This is a genomic window from Streptomyces sp. MBT53 (genome assembly GCF_016654115.1).
Classification (GTDB): domain Bacteria; phylum Actinomycetota; class Actinomycetes; order Streptomycetales; family Streptomycetaceae; genus Streptomyces.
This window is the reverse complement of record NZ_JAEQAZ010000259.1, coordinates 1-12,576: the sequence shown is the minus strand read 5'-3', so window position 1 is coordinate 12,576 and position 12,576 is coordinate 1. Positions and strand designations below refer to the sequence as shown.

Sequence of the window (12,576 nt, the reverse complement as noted above, 5' to 3'; positions counted from 1 at the left end):
CCAGTCCCCCGGCGGCCTCCTTGCCGCGCTCCGGTCCCGCCGAGCCCTCTGTTCCCCCTGCTCCACCCGGCCCCGCCGTAGCCAGCACCGACCCCGCCAGGATCAGCGTGAAGGCCACCCCGATGCCGACCGTCAGATCCTCGCCGAGGAACAGCGCGCCCGCCGCCACCGCGACCGCCGGGTTGACGTACGTGATCACCGTCGAGCGGGTCGGGCCGACCTCCTTGATCAGTTCGAGGAAGGCCACGAACGCCACCGCCGTGCAGATCACCCCCAGACCGGCGAGAGACGCCAGCACCTGAGCCGAGGGCACCGTAGACGGCCAGGTCAAAGCCGCCGCCGGGGCGTACACCAGCGCCGCCAACGCCAGGCACGGCGCCGTCAGTTGGAGCGTCGGGACGTCCTTCAGGTAGCGCGCCGCTATCAGGGGCGCCGTCGCGTAGCCGAGCACCGTCAGCAGCACCTCCGCCAGGGAGCGCGCGTCGCCGCCCGTCAGATGCGGGACCGTGAGGACCGTGACCCCGGACAGGCCGAGGGCGAGGCCCGCCACCCGCCGGGCGCCCAGCCGTTCGGCCGCGCCGAAGAACCTCGCCATCAGCACCCCGACGATCGGTACGCCCGCGATCAGCAGACCCGCCGTAGAGCTCGACAGGTGCCGTTCCGCGTCGGTCAGCGTGAACCACGGGCCGACGATCTCGATGCACGCGAAGGCCAGCATGGGGCGCCAGTGCGACCGGACCACTCGCGTCAGGCCACCCTGTCGTAGGGCGAAGGGGAGCAGGAGTACGGCGCCCAGGGCGCAGCGTGTGAAGACGACCATGGATGGGGAGAGCGGGGCGTCCACCGCCACCTTGATCATCAGGTAGGGGATGCCCCACACCACTCCCATCAGGGAGAACAGGAACCAGCCGCGTGCAGTCATACGGCGAGGATGCGCCGCCGCCTCATCGGGCGTCTTGAACGCTGTTGCGGTACGCCGCCGGAGTCACCCCGAGCACCCGCCGGAACCAGCGGGTCAGATGCGCCTGGTCGGCGAAGCCCACCTGCAGCGCGACCTCGGCGGGCCTCCCGCCCGCCTCCAGCAGGCCGCGGGCCCGGGTGACCCGGTACTGGGCGAGCCAGGCGTACGGCGGTATGCCCATCGTCGTACGGAAGGCGCGGAGGAGTTGGTAGCGGGACAGGTCGAAGTCCGCCGCCAGGGCTGAGAGCGATGGTGGGGCCAGCAGGTCGTCCGCCAAGCGGTCCCTCACCGCGTGCGCCACCCAGGACGCGCCAACGAGCAGGTCCGGTGCCGGGCGGGATGTCGAGTGGCGGCGGGCCAGGGCCGTGAGGAGCCACGGGAGGCGGGACTCGGCCTCCAACGGGTCGGGGCAGACGCTGAGTTCGGTGTGCGCGAGGCGGAACGCGCGGGCGAGTTCGGCGTCGTCGAGGAGCGGTTCGCGGAAGTGCGGGACGCCGCCGAGGGTGCCGTCGGTCAGGAGTGCCGGGTCGGCGTAGAGGGCGCGGTAGGCGTAGCCGGCGGTGGTGCTGCCGGGGCCGCCGGTGTGCATCTCGCCGGGGGCGAGTACGACGATGGAGCCGGGGGTCGTGCGGATGTGGCCGCCGCGGTAGTCGATGAGTTCGGAGCCGTCGACGCAGACGCCGATCGTGAACTCCTCGTGGGCGTGCGGGGCGTAGACGTGCCGGTCGAAGCGGGCGGTCAGGAGGTCGAGCGGCGGGCCGCAGTGGCCCAGTCTCGCCCTCGTCCACAGGGCCTGTTCGCGTGCGTTCACCAGTGGGACCCCCTTTCCTGAAGAGTGCAACGCGGCGGGGGCGCCCGCTATGCCGAGGTGAGCGCCCGCTTCGACGACGGCCGTCATGCCTGCGTGAGCGCCCGCTCCAGGATGTCGAAGGCCGCGTTCATCCGGGCCTGGTGGTCCTCGGTCGTCGCGTCCCCGCGTTCGCCGGCGAGCAGGCGGCGCGCGGTGGTGACGTACACCGATCGGTACGCGGCGACGATCAGGGCCGCGGTCAGTGCGGGGTCGGGGGTGTCCGGGGCGGTTTCGGCGAGGGCGTCGGACAGGGCGTTCTCGATCTCCTCCAGGCCTTCGCGGGCTCGGGCGCGCAGGGCCGGCGAGTCGATCACGACCTGCCAGAAGGCCGGGAAGTTGTCGTTGGGGCCGGCCAACGGGTGGTGCTGGTCGCGGAGTTCGAGCGTGAGGCGGCGCAGCGCGGCGAGCGGGGTCTCGTCCGGGGCGCGGTGGCGTACCGCCCCGCTGAGCACCTCGACCGCCTCCGGGATGCGGTCGAGGAACAGGTCTTCCTTGCGCGGGAAGTAGTTGAAGACGGTCATGGTCGACACCTCGGCGGCGCGTGCGACCTCCGCGACCGACACCCCGTCGAAGCCCCGCTCCTTGAACAGGCCGGTGGCCACGTTCGAGATCCGCTGTCGGGTCGCCCGCTTCTTGCGCTCTCTAAGCGAGAGCTCACCATCGCTCATGAGAACAGTGTAGCGAACATAATTTTTTAGTGACTACACTCATGGTCATGGACACCGAGAGCACCAAGATCAGCGAGAACACCGAAACGAACTACTACGACGTCGTCGTCTCCGGAGCAGGACCCGTGGGCCTGCTGCTCGCCGCCGAGCTGACCCTCGGCGGAGCCCGCGTGCTGGTCGTGGAGCGGCTGGCCGAGGTCGACGAGACCATCAAGGCCGGCGGCCTCAACTCCACGACCACCGTGGCCCTTTACCGGCGCGGACTGCTGCCCGAGCTGACCGGGATCCACGAGGAGGCGATGAGCCGCTTCAAGGAGTTCAGGCGGACGCACGGCGGGGGCGACGACAACAACCCCGTTCCGCCGCCGAAGTTCGCCGGGCACTTCTCCGGGATCATGCTGCGGGCCGATCTGCTCGACGAGTCGGACCCGGCCTTCGCGGACCTCGGCCCGGTCGACCGCGTCGGACTCGTCCCGCAGGCCCCGCTGGAGCGGCTGCTCGGCCGGCATGCCGACGCGCTCGGCGTCGAGGTGCGCAGGCAGGTCGAGTTGACCGGCTTCGACACCGACGAGGAGGGCGTGACGGTCCGCCTCTCCCCCACGGACGGCTCCGCGCCGTACGCCGTCCGGGCCGGCTGGCTGGTCGGCTGCGACGGTGGCCGCAGCCTCGTGCGCAAGCTCTCCGGGATCCAATTCCCGGGCACCGCACCGGAGATCACCGGCTACCAGGCCATCGCCGACATGACCGGCACCGAACCGCTGCGCGGCGGCTGGAACACCACCGACGTGGGGACGTACGCCTTCGGGCCGTTGCCGGGACGGATCCTCACCGTCGAGTTCGACGGACCGCCCGAGGACCGCCAATCCCCCGTCACCGCCGAGGAGTTGCAGGCGAGCGTGCGCCGGGTGACCGGCGTCGACGTCACCGTGCACAAGGTGCACTCCTCGACCCGGTTCACCGACAACTGCCGTCAGGCGGACACCTATCGCGCGGGCCGGGTACTGCTCGCGGGCGACGCGGCGCACGTGCACTCGCCGTTCGGCGGGCAGGGGCTCAACCTCGGTGTCGGGGACGCGATGAACCTCGGCTGGAAGCTCGCCCTCGTCGTGCGCGGCCGGGCACCGGTCGAGCTGCTCGACACCTACACCGCGGAACGGCATCCGATCGGCGCCTGGGTGCTCGACTGGACGCGCGCCCAGATCGCGGTGATGCGCCCCGAGCCGCACTCCCGCGCGCTGCGCTCGGTGGTCACCGACCTCGCGGGGACGGTCGACGGGACGACGTATCTCGTCAAGCGGATCTCCGGCGTCTGGCAGCGCTACGACCTCCCCGGCGACCACCCGCTGACCGGCCGCAGCGCCCCCGACCTCGAACTCGCCGACGGCACCCGCCTCGCCGACCACCTCCACCACGGCCGCGCCCTCCTCCTCGACCTCGCCGACGACCCGAAACTCCGGGCCCGCGCGGACGGCTACGAGGGCGCGGTGGACGTCCTGACCGCCTCCTGCCCCGGGCAGCCGGAACTCGCCGCCCTGCTGGTGCGCCCGGACGGGTTCACCGCCTGGGCGGCGGACACGGACGGCACCGAGAACGATCCGACCGAAGCACTGCGGCTGTGGTTCGGCGCGCCGGTCGGTGCTTGACCCTGCCGCAACGTCAGCGTTTCTACTGGTCCCATGCGGATCGGAGAACTCGCCGAGACCGTCGGCGTCACCACGCGGACCGTCCGGCACTACCACCACCTGGGCCTACTACCGGAACCCGAGCGGCGCTCCAACGGCTACCGCGACTACGGCCTGCGGCACGCCGTCGTGCTCGCCCGGATCCGGCGGCTCACCGAGCTGGGCCTGGGGCTGACCGAGGTACGGGACGTGCTCGCGGAGGACGCGGGCCGGGACCTCGTCGAGGTGCTCACGGAACTCGACGAGGACCTGGCCCGGCAGGAGTCCGCGATCCGGGAGCGCCGAGCCCGGCTGCGCACCCTGCTGGACTCGGGAGAACTGCCCGCCGAAGGGCCCGTCTCCCCCGAACTGACTGCGGTGTTCAGCGAGTTGACCCAGACGTCGACGCTCCCGGCCGACTCACCCATGGCCGCCAAGGACCGCGAGATGCTCGCCCTGCTCGACACCGTGGCGACCCCGGCCGAGCGGGCGCGGATCATGGACCTGGTGGGCAGCGCCGTCGCCACACCGGACGCGGTCGCCCGGGCGCACGAGGCGTACGCGCTGCTCGACGCGCTCGCCGACACCGAGCACCCCGTCGACCCCGCCGACCCGCGCGTGGACGAGGCGGCCCGCGCCCTCGCCGCCTGCGTTCCGGCCACGCTGCTCCCCGAGGGGAGCCCGGTCGAGGAGGACAGCGGCTTCCTGCGTGCCTTCTACGCGGACTTCGCGCCGGCTCAGGCCGAGGCGATCCGCCGCATGCTGCGACTCGTCACCCGGGGGCGGCCATGAGAACCGTGTCCGTGCTCCTGCGGCACGAGCTGCGACTGCTGGCGAGCCTCTGGCTGTGGATCACCCGGCGGACCCAAGTGGCGGACGGCGGGCGGGCGTTCGGGTACGGGCGGGGGCAGGGGGCGATGATCGCCGCGCTCGTGTTCGTGTGCGTGATCGAGACGCTCACCATGTCCGTGCTGCTGCGGAACCTGCCGACGGTGCACCGCGTCGTGCTCGCCCTGGACGTCTACACCATCGTGTTCGTCGTCGGCATGCACGCGGCCTTCACGGTCCGCCCGCACGTCCTGGCGGCCGACTCGCTGCGGATCCGCCGGGGCGTCCATGTCGACCTGCGCATACCGCTGGACCAAGTCGCCTCCGTACGGCGGGAGTTGCGCATGACCCACGAGCGTGCCGACGGCGAACTGAACCTCCCCATCGGCTCGCAGACCACCGTCACACTCCAACTCACCGAGCCCGTAACCCACTTCACCTTCCTCGGGCGCCAACAGGAGGTGAGCACCGTCCGCTTCCACGCCGACGACGCCGACACTCTCGTAGCGGCGGTCAAGCAGGCGCGAACCGTACCTTCGACGTCCCCGGGTCCGCCTGCGTGAGCCGGACCCGCAGCCGCTCCCCCAGCGGCAGCGGAGTCGTACCGCCCTCGATCCGGGCGACAACGGCCGGGGTGTCCAACTGCACCTTCCCTACCGTGGGTTGACGTTCCTCCACGTCGACCACACAGCCGTCGAAGAGCTCGCCGACACGGTCCTTCAGCAGCGCGGCCTCGACGACATCGACGCACTCGCGCTCGACCGTGCCCGCGAGGCGGGTGCCGTCGGCCATCTGTTTGGGGAGGGCGTCGAGGCCGGCCAGGACCCAGGCGGGCGGGGACGCGGGAGAGAGGCAGATCTCGGCGGCGTAGCGGTCGACCAGCCGTCGTAGCGGGGCCGTGCAGTGGGTGTAGGGGGCGGCCACCGCCGCGTGGGTGGTGATGGCGGGGAGGTCGCCGTCGCGGAAGACCGTGTAGCCCGCGCCGCGCAGCAGGGTCGTGCACTCCTGGAGGAAGGCCGCGTGGTGCGGGAGGTGCGGGTCCAGGGAGCGGATCAGCTGGGCGTACGACACGTGGTGCGGCCAGTCGATGTGCAAGGCGTGTGCGGTGCGGTGCAGGCGGCCGACCGCGCCGTCGGGGGCGGCGGGCAGGGTGCGCAGGACGCCCGTGCCGTGCGCGAGCATCAGGTCGGCGGCGGCCATGCCGGTGAGCAGGGAGATCTGGGCGTTCCAGCCGTCGGCGGGGAGCGGGGCTCGGTAGGCGAGTTCGTAGGTGTGGTCGCGTTCGACGATCTCCTGTTCGGGCACGTTGAGGGAGATGCCGCCGCGCTCCACCTCCAGGCGTTCGCGGGCCTCGCCGATGTCCTTGAGCAGCGCGACCGGTTCCTCGGCGGTGCCCGTGTCGATCCGTTGCTGCACGGTCGCGTAGTCGAGCTTGGCCCGGCTGCGGACGAGCGCCCGGTGGACGTCGACGGCGACCGTACGGCCGTCCGCGTCCAGGTCGATCGTCCACAGCACAGCCGGCCGGGTCACGTCGGGCAGCAGACTCGCGGCGCCCTCGCTGAGCAGGGGCGGGTGCAGCGGGGTCTTCTCGTCGGGGAAGTAGAGGGTGGTCACGCGGCGGTGGGCCTCCGCGTCGAGCGCCCCGCCGGGGGCGACGAAGGAGGCGACGTCGGCGATGGCGTACCGAACACGGAAGCCGGTGCCCCGGCGGGACACGTGCATCGCCTGGTCGAGGTCCATGGACGTGGGCGGGTCGACGGTGAAGAAGGGGACGTCGGTGGCGTCCGGGAGCGGCGGCAGCGGCGCCGCGGCCGCCCTCCCCCATTCTCGGCTCCGCTCGAACGGGGGGACCCCCATCGCCTCCGCGAGCACCTCCGGCGGGAAGGTCTCGGGCACGCCGAGTTCGGTGCGGAGCGCGGTGAGGGCGGCACGGAGCGGGGCTTCGGGGGTGCCGGTCACCCGGATGCGGCGGCGGGGCATGACACGAGCGTAGGCACATTCCGCCCGGCCGCACCCTTTACGCTGGCGCAGCACCCACCGTAAGGAGAAACCCACCGTGCTCGTCCTGCTGCCGCCCTCCGAAGGCAAGGCCTCCTCCGGCCGCGGTGCCCCGCTCAAGCCGGAATCACTGTCGCTGCCGGGACTCGCCGACGCCCGTGCGGCCGTACTCGACGAACTCGTCGACCTGTGCGCGGCCGACGAGGACAAGGCACGCGAGGTGCTCGGCCTGAGCGAGGGCCTCAGGGGCGAGATCGCGAAGAACGTCGATCTGCGGACCGCCGGCGCGCGACCCGCCGGTGAGATCTACACGGGTGTGCTCTACGACGCCCTCGACCTGGCTTCCCTCGAACCCGCCGCGAAGAAGCGCGCCGCGCGCTCCCTGCTCGTCTTCTCCGGCCTGTGGGGCGCGGTGCGGGTGACGGACCGGATCCCGTCGTACCGCTGCTCGATGGGGGTACGGCTGCCGGGGCTCGGTGCGCTGGGCGCGCACTGGCGGGCACCGATGGCGGCCGTGCTGCCCGAGGCCGCGGGCAACGGTCTTGTGCTGGATCTGCGGTCCTCCGCGTATGCGGCGGCGTGGAAGCCGAAGGGCGAGGTCGCGGGGCGGACGGCGACCGTACGGGTGCTGCACGCGCCGACCCGGAAGGTCGTCAGCCACTTCAACAAGGCGACGAAGGGGCGGATCGTGCGCAGTCTGCTGAGCGCCTCGGCCGCGCCCGGGACGCCCGCTGAACTGGTGGACGCGTTGCGGGAGTTGGGGTACGAGGTGGAGGCGGAGGCACCCGGGCAGGCGGGGCGGGCCTGGTCGCTGGACGTGCTGGTGGACGAGATTCACTGAGCATTTCCCGGGGCGGGTGCGCGTTGCAGCATATGCAATGACCTTTGCGCACACTGCTTCCGCTCGGCAGGATGAGGCCATGGCTACCCCCTCGGCTTCCTCCTCGCTGCTCGATCTCGCTCCCGTCCTGCCCGTCGTCGTCATCGAGGACGCCGCCGACGCCGTACCGCTCGCGCGGGCGCTGGTCGCCGGGGGGCTGCCGGCGATCGAGGTGACGTTGCGGACACCGGCCGCGCTGGACGCGCTGCGGGCCATCGCGGGCGAGGTGTCGGGGGCGGTCGTCGGGGTCGGGACCGTACTGACGCCGGGGCAGGTGAAGGAGTCGGTGGCGGCGGGGGCCGGTTTCCTGGTGAGCCCCGGATGGACCGAGCTCTTGCTGGAGGCGATGCAGGGGTCCGGAGTGCCGTTCCTGCCGGGGGTGTCGACCACGTCCGAGGTGGTGGCGCTGCTGGAGCGCGGGGTGCGGGAGATGAAGTTCTTCCCGGCCGCGGCGGCGGGCGGTACGGCCTATCTCAAGTCGCTGGCCGGGCCGTTGCCGCAGGCGCGGTTCTGCCCCACCGGTGGGATAGGGGTCGACTCCGCACCGGAGTACCTGGCCTTGCCCAACGTCGGCTGTGTGGGCGGGAGTTGGATGATCCCGGCGGACGCGGTGGCCGCGCGCGACTGGGGGCGGATCGAGGCGCTGGCCCGCGAGGCGGCGACGCTCAGCGCAGGTGGGACGTGTCGTTGAACAGCCGTACGCTCGCGTTGCCGTCCGCGTAGTAGGCCACCGCGGAGAGCGAGGCCGCGGAGAGTTCCATGCGGAACAGGGCCTCCGGCGGGGCGCCCAGGGCGAGTTGGACGAATGTCTTGATCGGCGTGACATGCGTGACGAGCAGGACCGTGCGGCCCGCGTAGGCCGCGATCAGCTTGTCGCGGGTGGCGGCGATACGGGTCGCCGTCGCCGCGAAACTCTCGCCGCCGCCCGTGGGTTGGGCCGCCGGGTCGCCCAGCCACGTCGTCAGGTCGTCCGGGTAGCGCTCCCTGACCTCGCCGAAGGTCAGGCCCTCCCAGGCGCCGAAGTCCGTTTCGCGCAGGCCCTCTTCGATCGTCACGTCCAGGCCGAGACGGTCCGCCACGGCCGCGGCGGTCTCGCGGGTGCGGGTGAGGGGGGACGCGACGATGTGCTGGATCGTGCCGCGGGCCGCCAACGCGGTTGCCGCGCGGGCGGCTTGGTCCTGGCCGACGGGTGAGAGGGAGGGGTTGGTGCCGCCGCTGCCGGAGAAGCGCTTCTGGGGTGTTAGGGGGGTTTCTCCGTGGCGGAGTAGGACGAATGTTGCGGGGGCGGTCATGTCTGCGGGGGCCCAACCCGGGCTGGGGGCGGCCACGTTGAGGGCGGCTCGGACGTCAGTCCTGTCGGTTGTCACAGTGGCGGCCGGTGGGGGCTGGTCGCGCAGTTCCCCGCGCCCCTGGATGGGCTGCGCCCCATCCATGGCCTGATTCGCCAATCTGTCCGCGTGTTTGTTCTTCTCCCTCGGGATCCATTCGTACGTCACCTGGTCCACCGGGAACACCGAACCCGCCTCCCCCGCCAGCGGCTTCATGTCCGGGTGTTTGATCTTCCAGCGGCCCGACATCTGTTCCACGACGAGCTTGGAGTCCATACGGACGTGAATCCGGGCGGCGGGGTCCAGGGTGTGGGCGGCGCGGAGGCCCGCGATCAGGCCTCGGTACTCGGCGACGTTGTTCGTGGTGACGCCGATGTACTCGGCCGCCTCCACCAGGGTCTCCCCCGTCGTCGCGTCGATGACCACGCTGCCGTAGCCCGCCGGCCCCGGGTTGCCCCGGGAACCGCCGTCCGCCTCGACGATGAACTCCCGCACGCCGTAAACCCCTTAGAGACCGGACTCGGACGTGCGCACCAGGATGCGGCGGCAGTTCTCGCAGCGGACCACCGTGTCGGGGGCCGCCGAGCGGATCTCGTTGATGTCGGTGATGGCGAGTTCCTGGCGGCAGCCCTGGCAGGTGCGCTGGTAGAGCTTGGCCGCGCCGATGCCGCCCTGCTGCTGGCGGAGCTTGTCGTAGAGCTTGAGGAGGTCCGCGGGGATGGTGGCCGCGATGACCTCGCGCTCCTTCTCCGCCTTGGTCTCGTCGGCTTCGAGGGTCTCGTCGGCCGCGTTGCGGCGGGCGGTCGCGTCGTCGATCTTGCCCTGCACGGAACCGACCCGCTCGGTCAGTTCGGCGGTGCGCTCCTGCGCGGACTCACGGCGCTCCATGACTTCGAGGACGATGTCCTCCAGGTCGCCCTGGCGCTTGGCGAGGGAGACGATCTCGCGCTGGAGGTTCTCCAGGTCCTTGGGCGAGGTGACGGCACCGGAGTCGAGGCGCTGCTGGTCGCGGGTGGCGCGCTGGCGGACCTGGTCGACGTCCTGCTCGGCCTTGGTCTGCTCGCGGGCGCAGTCGCTCTCCTCGGTCTGCACGGCCACGAGCAGGTCGCGCAGCTGGGTGAGGTCCTTGGTCAGCGCGTCGATCTCGGCGTGCTCGGGCAGTGAGTTGCGCTTGTGCGCGAGCTGCTGGAGGCGTACGTCGAGGGCCTGGACGTCGAGAAGTCGGATCTGGTCGGCGGGCGCGGCGTTCAGTTGGGGGCTCCCAGTGGGTCAGGTGTGGCGATGGACGCCGCGTGGGCGGTCCAGGGGTCGGTGACCGTCTTGGAGACGTGGACCCGCAGGCCCCATCCCTCGCGGTCGGAGATCTCGTCGAGCTGGGCGGCGGCCAGCTCGCACCAGGGCCACTCGGTGGCCCAGTGCGCCGCGTCGAGCAGCGCGAGAGGACTGTGGGCGCGGGCCTCGGACACCGGGTGGTGGCGGAGGTCCGCGGTGAGGAAGGCGTCGACGCCCGCCGCGCGTACGTCGTCGAAGAGGCTGTCGCCGGAGCCGCCGCTGACGGCGACCGTGCGGACCAGGGCGTCGGGGTCGCCGGCGACGCGGATGCCCTGCGCGGTGGCGGGCAGGCGCTCGGCGGCGCGGGCGGCGAGTTCGCGGACGGTGAGCGGGTGGTCCAGCTCGCAGATCCGGCCCAGGCCCCTACGACCTTCCGGATCGCTCGGGTCCGGCACGAGGGGTCGTACGACACGCAGGTCGAGCGCGCCCGCGAGGGCGTCGGAGACTCCCGGGTCGGCGCGGTCGGCGTTGGTGTGGGCGACGTGCAGCGCGATGTCGTGCTTGATCAGGGTGTGCACCACGCGGCCCTTGAAGGTGGAGGCCGCGACCGTGGTCGTACCGCGCAGGTAGAGGGGGTGGTGGGTGACCAGGAGGTCGGCGCCCAGCTTCACCGCCTCGTCGACGATCTCCTGGACCGGGTCCACGGCGAACAGCACGCGTGTGACGTCCTGGTCCGGGTCGCCCGTGACCGTGCCGACCGCGTCCCAGGACTCGGCCCGTTCGGCGGGCCACAGGTTCTCCAGCGCGGCGACGACTTCGGACAGGCGGGGTGCGGACTGACGGGATACGGGCTGACGGGGCACGGGCAAAGGCTACCTGGCCGCACTGTGGGGCTGAACCGCTGAAGCGGCCGTAGACGGCCTACGGTCCCGTTCAGCACACCGGTCCCGGTTTCCTCAGGCGAATCGTTACTTGGCCACCCTTATGTGTGATGAGGCTGCTCATCGGTCCCACGTCCGTACGTACGAAAACTAGTTTCGTCGCCGGAGGTGACCGAACCATGACGGCCTGTGCGATCGAGCCCACGGCGGCGGACGAGGACGGGGAGACGGACGGGGAGACGCGGACCGACGGTGCCGCGGACACCGCGTGCGCGATCAGCGCGGACGGGGCGTACGCGGCCCGTCTCGCGCCGGCCGGCGACTGTCTGTTCCCGGAGCGGTGGACCCTGGACGGCCCCGAGCCGTACGCGGTGCCGCTGCCCGGCAACCAGCCGGAGGAACCCGGCAGCGAGGTGCAGCCGATGGGCGACGGGCGGGTGCTCATCCGGCGGCTGGTCGACGGGCGGCACACGTTCTCGCTGCTCTACCCGACCGGCCCGGGCACCGGTGAGCTGCCGCTCGGCGCGATCGAGTGCCCGGACCCGGACACCCGGCTGCGGCTGCTGCCGCCGGCGCCGGGCGGCGAGAAGGCGTACGCCCTCGCCGTGGGCCGGCGGTCGACGGCCGTGTGGCTGGTGGCGGGGGGTGCCTTCGGGCCCGAGCATCTCGCGATGGTGCCGGGGCGCTGTTCGGGCGGGGTCTGGCTCGACCGGACGGGACGGATGCTGGCGCTGGACCGGGAGGTCGGCGGGCGGACCAAGGCGATCGTGGTCGACCTGGAGCGGGACGGGGAGGTGTCGCCGCTGCTGCAGATCGCCGCGGACAGCGACGACCGGCTGCTCGCGGCCGACCCCGACAGCGGGCTGCTGCTCATCCGCTCGGACGCGCCGTCGCCCGGGCGGGAGGACCGGCTGGGCTGGGGGGTGATCGGCTCCACGCTGCCGGTGCGGTTCCCGGAGTGCCTGCGGGTGGCGGACTGCACGGTGACGCCGTTCGCGATCCAACCGGGCCAGGTGCTGACGCCGGAGAACTGCGGGGTCGCGCTGCGCATCGACGGGCCGGGCGGCAGCTGGCTCGGCGTATGGCGGCCCACGGACCGGCAGCTGCTCCAACTCCCGGCGCCCGAGGGGTGGTTGGCGGGCGCCGGGCTGTGGAGCGAGGACGGGGTGCTGCAACTGCCGTACGCCACACGGGAGGAGCCGTGCGGTGTGCTGCGGTTGGCGGTGCCCAGGGGGGCGGGGGACAACGG

General features: G+C 72.2%; 13 protein-coding genes. 6 read left to right on the top strand and 7 right to left on the bottom strand.

Annotation, left to right across the window (positions count from 1 at the left end; genetic code table 11):
- From JHN45_RS46815 to JHN45_RS46805, 3 genes are all read right to left on the bottom strand, one after another.
- Window positions 1-922 (bottom strand): DMT family transporter (locus JHN45_RS46815; protein WP_236584853.1); only part of this gene is annotated, 922 nt, incomplete at its 3' end.
- Window positions 923-944: 22 nt separating this feature from the next.
- The gene (locus JHN45_RS46810; RefSeq protein ID WP_200717535.1) at window positions 945-1,772 is read right to left on the bottom strand and encodes an AraC family transcriptional regulator; all 828 of its coding nucleotides are present in this window, start codon (window positions 1,770-1,772) and stop codon (window positions 945-947) included.
- Between the two features lie 83 nt (window positions 1,773-1,855).
- Window positions 1,856-2,479, bottom strand: coding sequence for a TetR/AcrR family transcriptional regulator (locus tag JHN45_RS46805; RefSeq protein ID WP_201055508.1), 624 nt, complete (start codon window positions 2,477-2,479; stop codon window positions 1,856-1,858).
- Between the two features lie 47 nt (window positions 2,480-2,526).
- On the opposite strand from JHN45_RS46805, the gene JHN45_RS46800 reads away from it, so the two are divergent.
- From JHN45_RS46800 to JHN45_RS46790, 3 genes are read left to right on the top strand one after another with little or no spacing between them, the layout of a single operon-like run.
- Complete coding sequence (locus tag JHN45_RS46800; RefSeq protein WP_201055507.1) at window positions 2,527-4,122, top strand: FAD-dependent monooxygenase; 1,596 nt, start codon at window positions 2,527-2,529, stop codon at window positions 4,120-4,122.
- Between the two features lie 33 nt (window positions 4,123-4,155).
- The gene (locus JHN45_RS46795; RefSeq protein WP_201055506.1) at window positions 4,156-4,932 is read left to right on the top strand and encodes a MerR family transcriptional regulator; all 777 of its coding nucleotides are present in this window, start codon (window positions 4,156-4,158) and stop codon (window positions 4,930-4,932) included.
- Window positions 4,929-5,531: a hypothetical protein gene (locus tag JHN45_RS46790; RefSeq protein WP_201055504.1), complete on the top strand. Its 603-nt coding sequence runs from the start codon at window positions 4,929-4,931 to the stop codon at window positions 5,529-5,531. Before JHN45_RS46795 ends, JHN45_RS46790 begins: the two co-directional genes overlap by 4 nt.
- Here the strand turns inward: JHN45_RS46790 and JHN45_RS46785 are convergent.
- Window positions 5,482-6,948, bottom strand: coding sequence for an RNB domain-containing ribonuclease (locus JHN45_RS46785; protein WP_201055502.1), 1,467 nt, complete (start codon window positions 6,946-6,948; stop codon window positions 5,482-5,484). The genes JHN45_RS46790 and JHN45_RS46785 overlap by 50 nt on opposite strands.
- A gap of 76 nt (window positions 6,949-7,024) precedes the next feature.
- Here JHN45_RS46785 and yaaA point away from each other — a divergent pair, with 76 nt between their 5' ends.
- Together yaaA and eda are read left to right on the top strand one after the other, a co-directional pair.
- Window positions 7,025-7,807 (top strand): peroxide stress protein YaaA, encoded by a 783-nt coding sequence (gene yaaA / locus JHN45_RS46780; protein ID WP_201055499.1) that lies wholly within the window; start codon window positions 7,025-7,027, stop codon window positions 7,805-7,807.
- Between the two features lie 79 nt (window positions 7,808-7,886).
- The gene (eda, locus tag JHN45_RS46775) at window positions 7,887-8,537 is read left to right on the top strand and encodes a bifunctional 4-hydroxy-2-oxoglutarate aldolase/2-dehydro-3-deoxy-phosphogluconate aldolase (RefSeq protein WP_200717006.1); all 651 of its coding nucleotides are present in this window, start codon (window positions 7,887-7,889) and stop codon (window positions 8,535-8,537) included.
- On the opposite strand, the gene JHN45_RS46770 is transcribed toward eda, so the two are convergent.
- Genes JHN45_RS46770 through JHN45_RS46760 form a run of 3 tightly spaced genes read right to left on the bottom strand, consistent with a single transcriptional unit; the run spans window position 8,512 to window position 11,309 of the window.
- On the bottom strand, window positions 8,512-9,669 hold the full coding sequence (locus tag JHN45_RS46770; RefSeq protein ID WP_201055497.1) for a bifunctional RNase H/acid phosphatase: 1,158 nt from the start codon (window positions 9,667-9,669) through the stop codon (window positions 8,512-8,514). The genes eda and JHN45_RS46770 overlap by 26 nt on opposite strands.
- 12 nt (window positions 9,670-9,681) lie before the next feature.
- A complete protein-coding gene (locus tag JHN45_RS54575; RefSeq protein ID WP_200717009.1) occupies window positions 9,682-10,425 on the bottom strand; it encodes a zinc ribbon domain-containing protein in 744 nt (247 codons plus the stop codon).
- Window positions 10,422-11,309 carry a Nif3-like dinuclear metal center hexameric protein gene (locus JHN45_RS46760; RefSeq protein ID WP_200717008.1) on the bottom strand — a complete coding sequence of 296 codons (888 nt, stop codon included), beginning with the start codon at window positions 11,307-11,309 and terminating at the stop codon, window positions 10,422-10,424. The genes JHN45_RS54575 and JHN45_RS46760 overlap by 4 nt, the downstream gene beginning before the upstream one ends.
- 197 nt (window positions 11,310-11,506) lie before the next feature.
- On the opposite strand from JHN45_RS46760, the gene JHN45_RS46755 reads away from it, so the two are divergent.
- Window positions 11,507-12,576: hypothetical protein (locus JHN45_RS46755; RefSeq protein ID WP_201055495.1), on the top strand; the 1,070-nt coding region annotated here is incomplete at its 3' end.

Coding starts and splice junctions, on each gene's coding strand:
- JHN45_RS46790 (WP_201055504.1), top strand. CDS start 4,929: ATGAGAACCGTGTCCGTGCTCCTGCGGCACGAGCTGCGACTGCTGGCG.
- JHN45_RS46800 (WP_201055507.1), top strand. CDS start 2,527: ATGGACACCGAGAGCACCAAGATCAGCGAGAACACCGAAACGAACTAC.
- JHN45_RS46805 (WP_201055508.1), bottom strand. CDS start 2,479: ATGAGCGATGGTGAGCTCTCGCTTAGAGAGCGCAAGAAGCGGGCGACC.
- eda (WP_200717006.1), top strand. CDS start 7,887: ATGGCTACCCCCTCGGCTTCCTCCTCGCTGCTCGATCTCGCTCCCGTC.
- JHN45_RS46785 (WP_201055502.1), bottom strand. CDS start 6,948: ATGCCCCGCCGCCGCATCCGGGTGACCGGCACCCCCGAAGCCCCGCTC.
- JHN45_RS46795 (WP_201055506.1), top strand. CDS start 4,156: ATGCGGATCGGAGAACTCGCCGAGACCGTCGGCGTCACCACGCGGACC.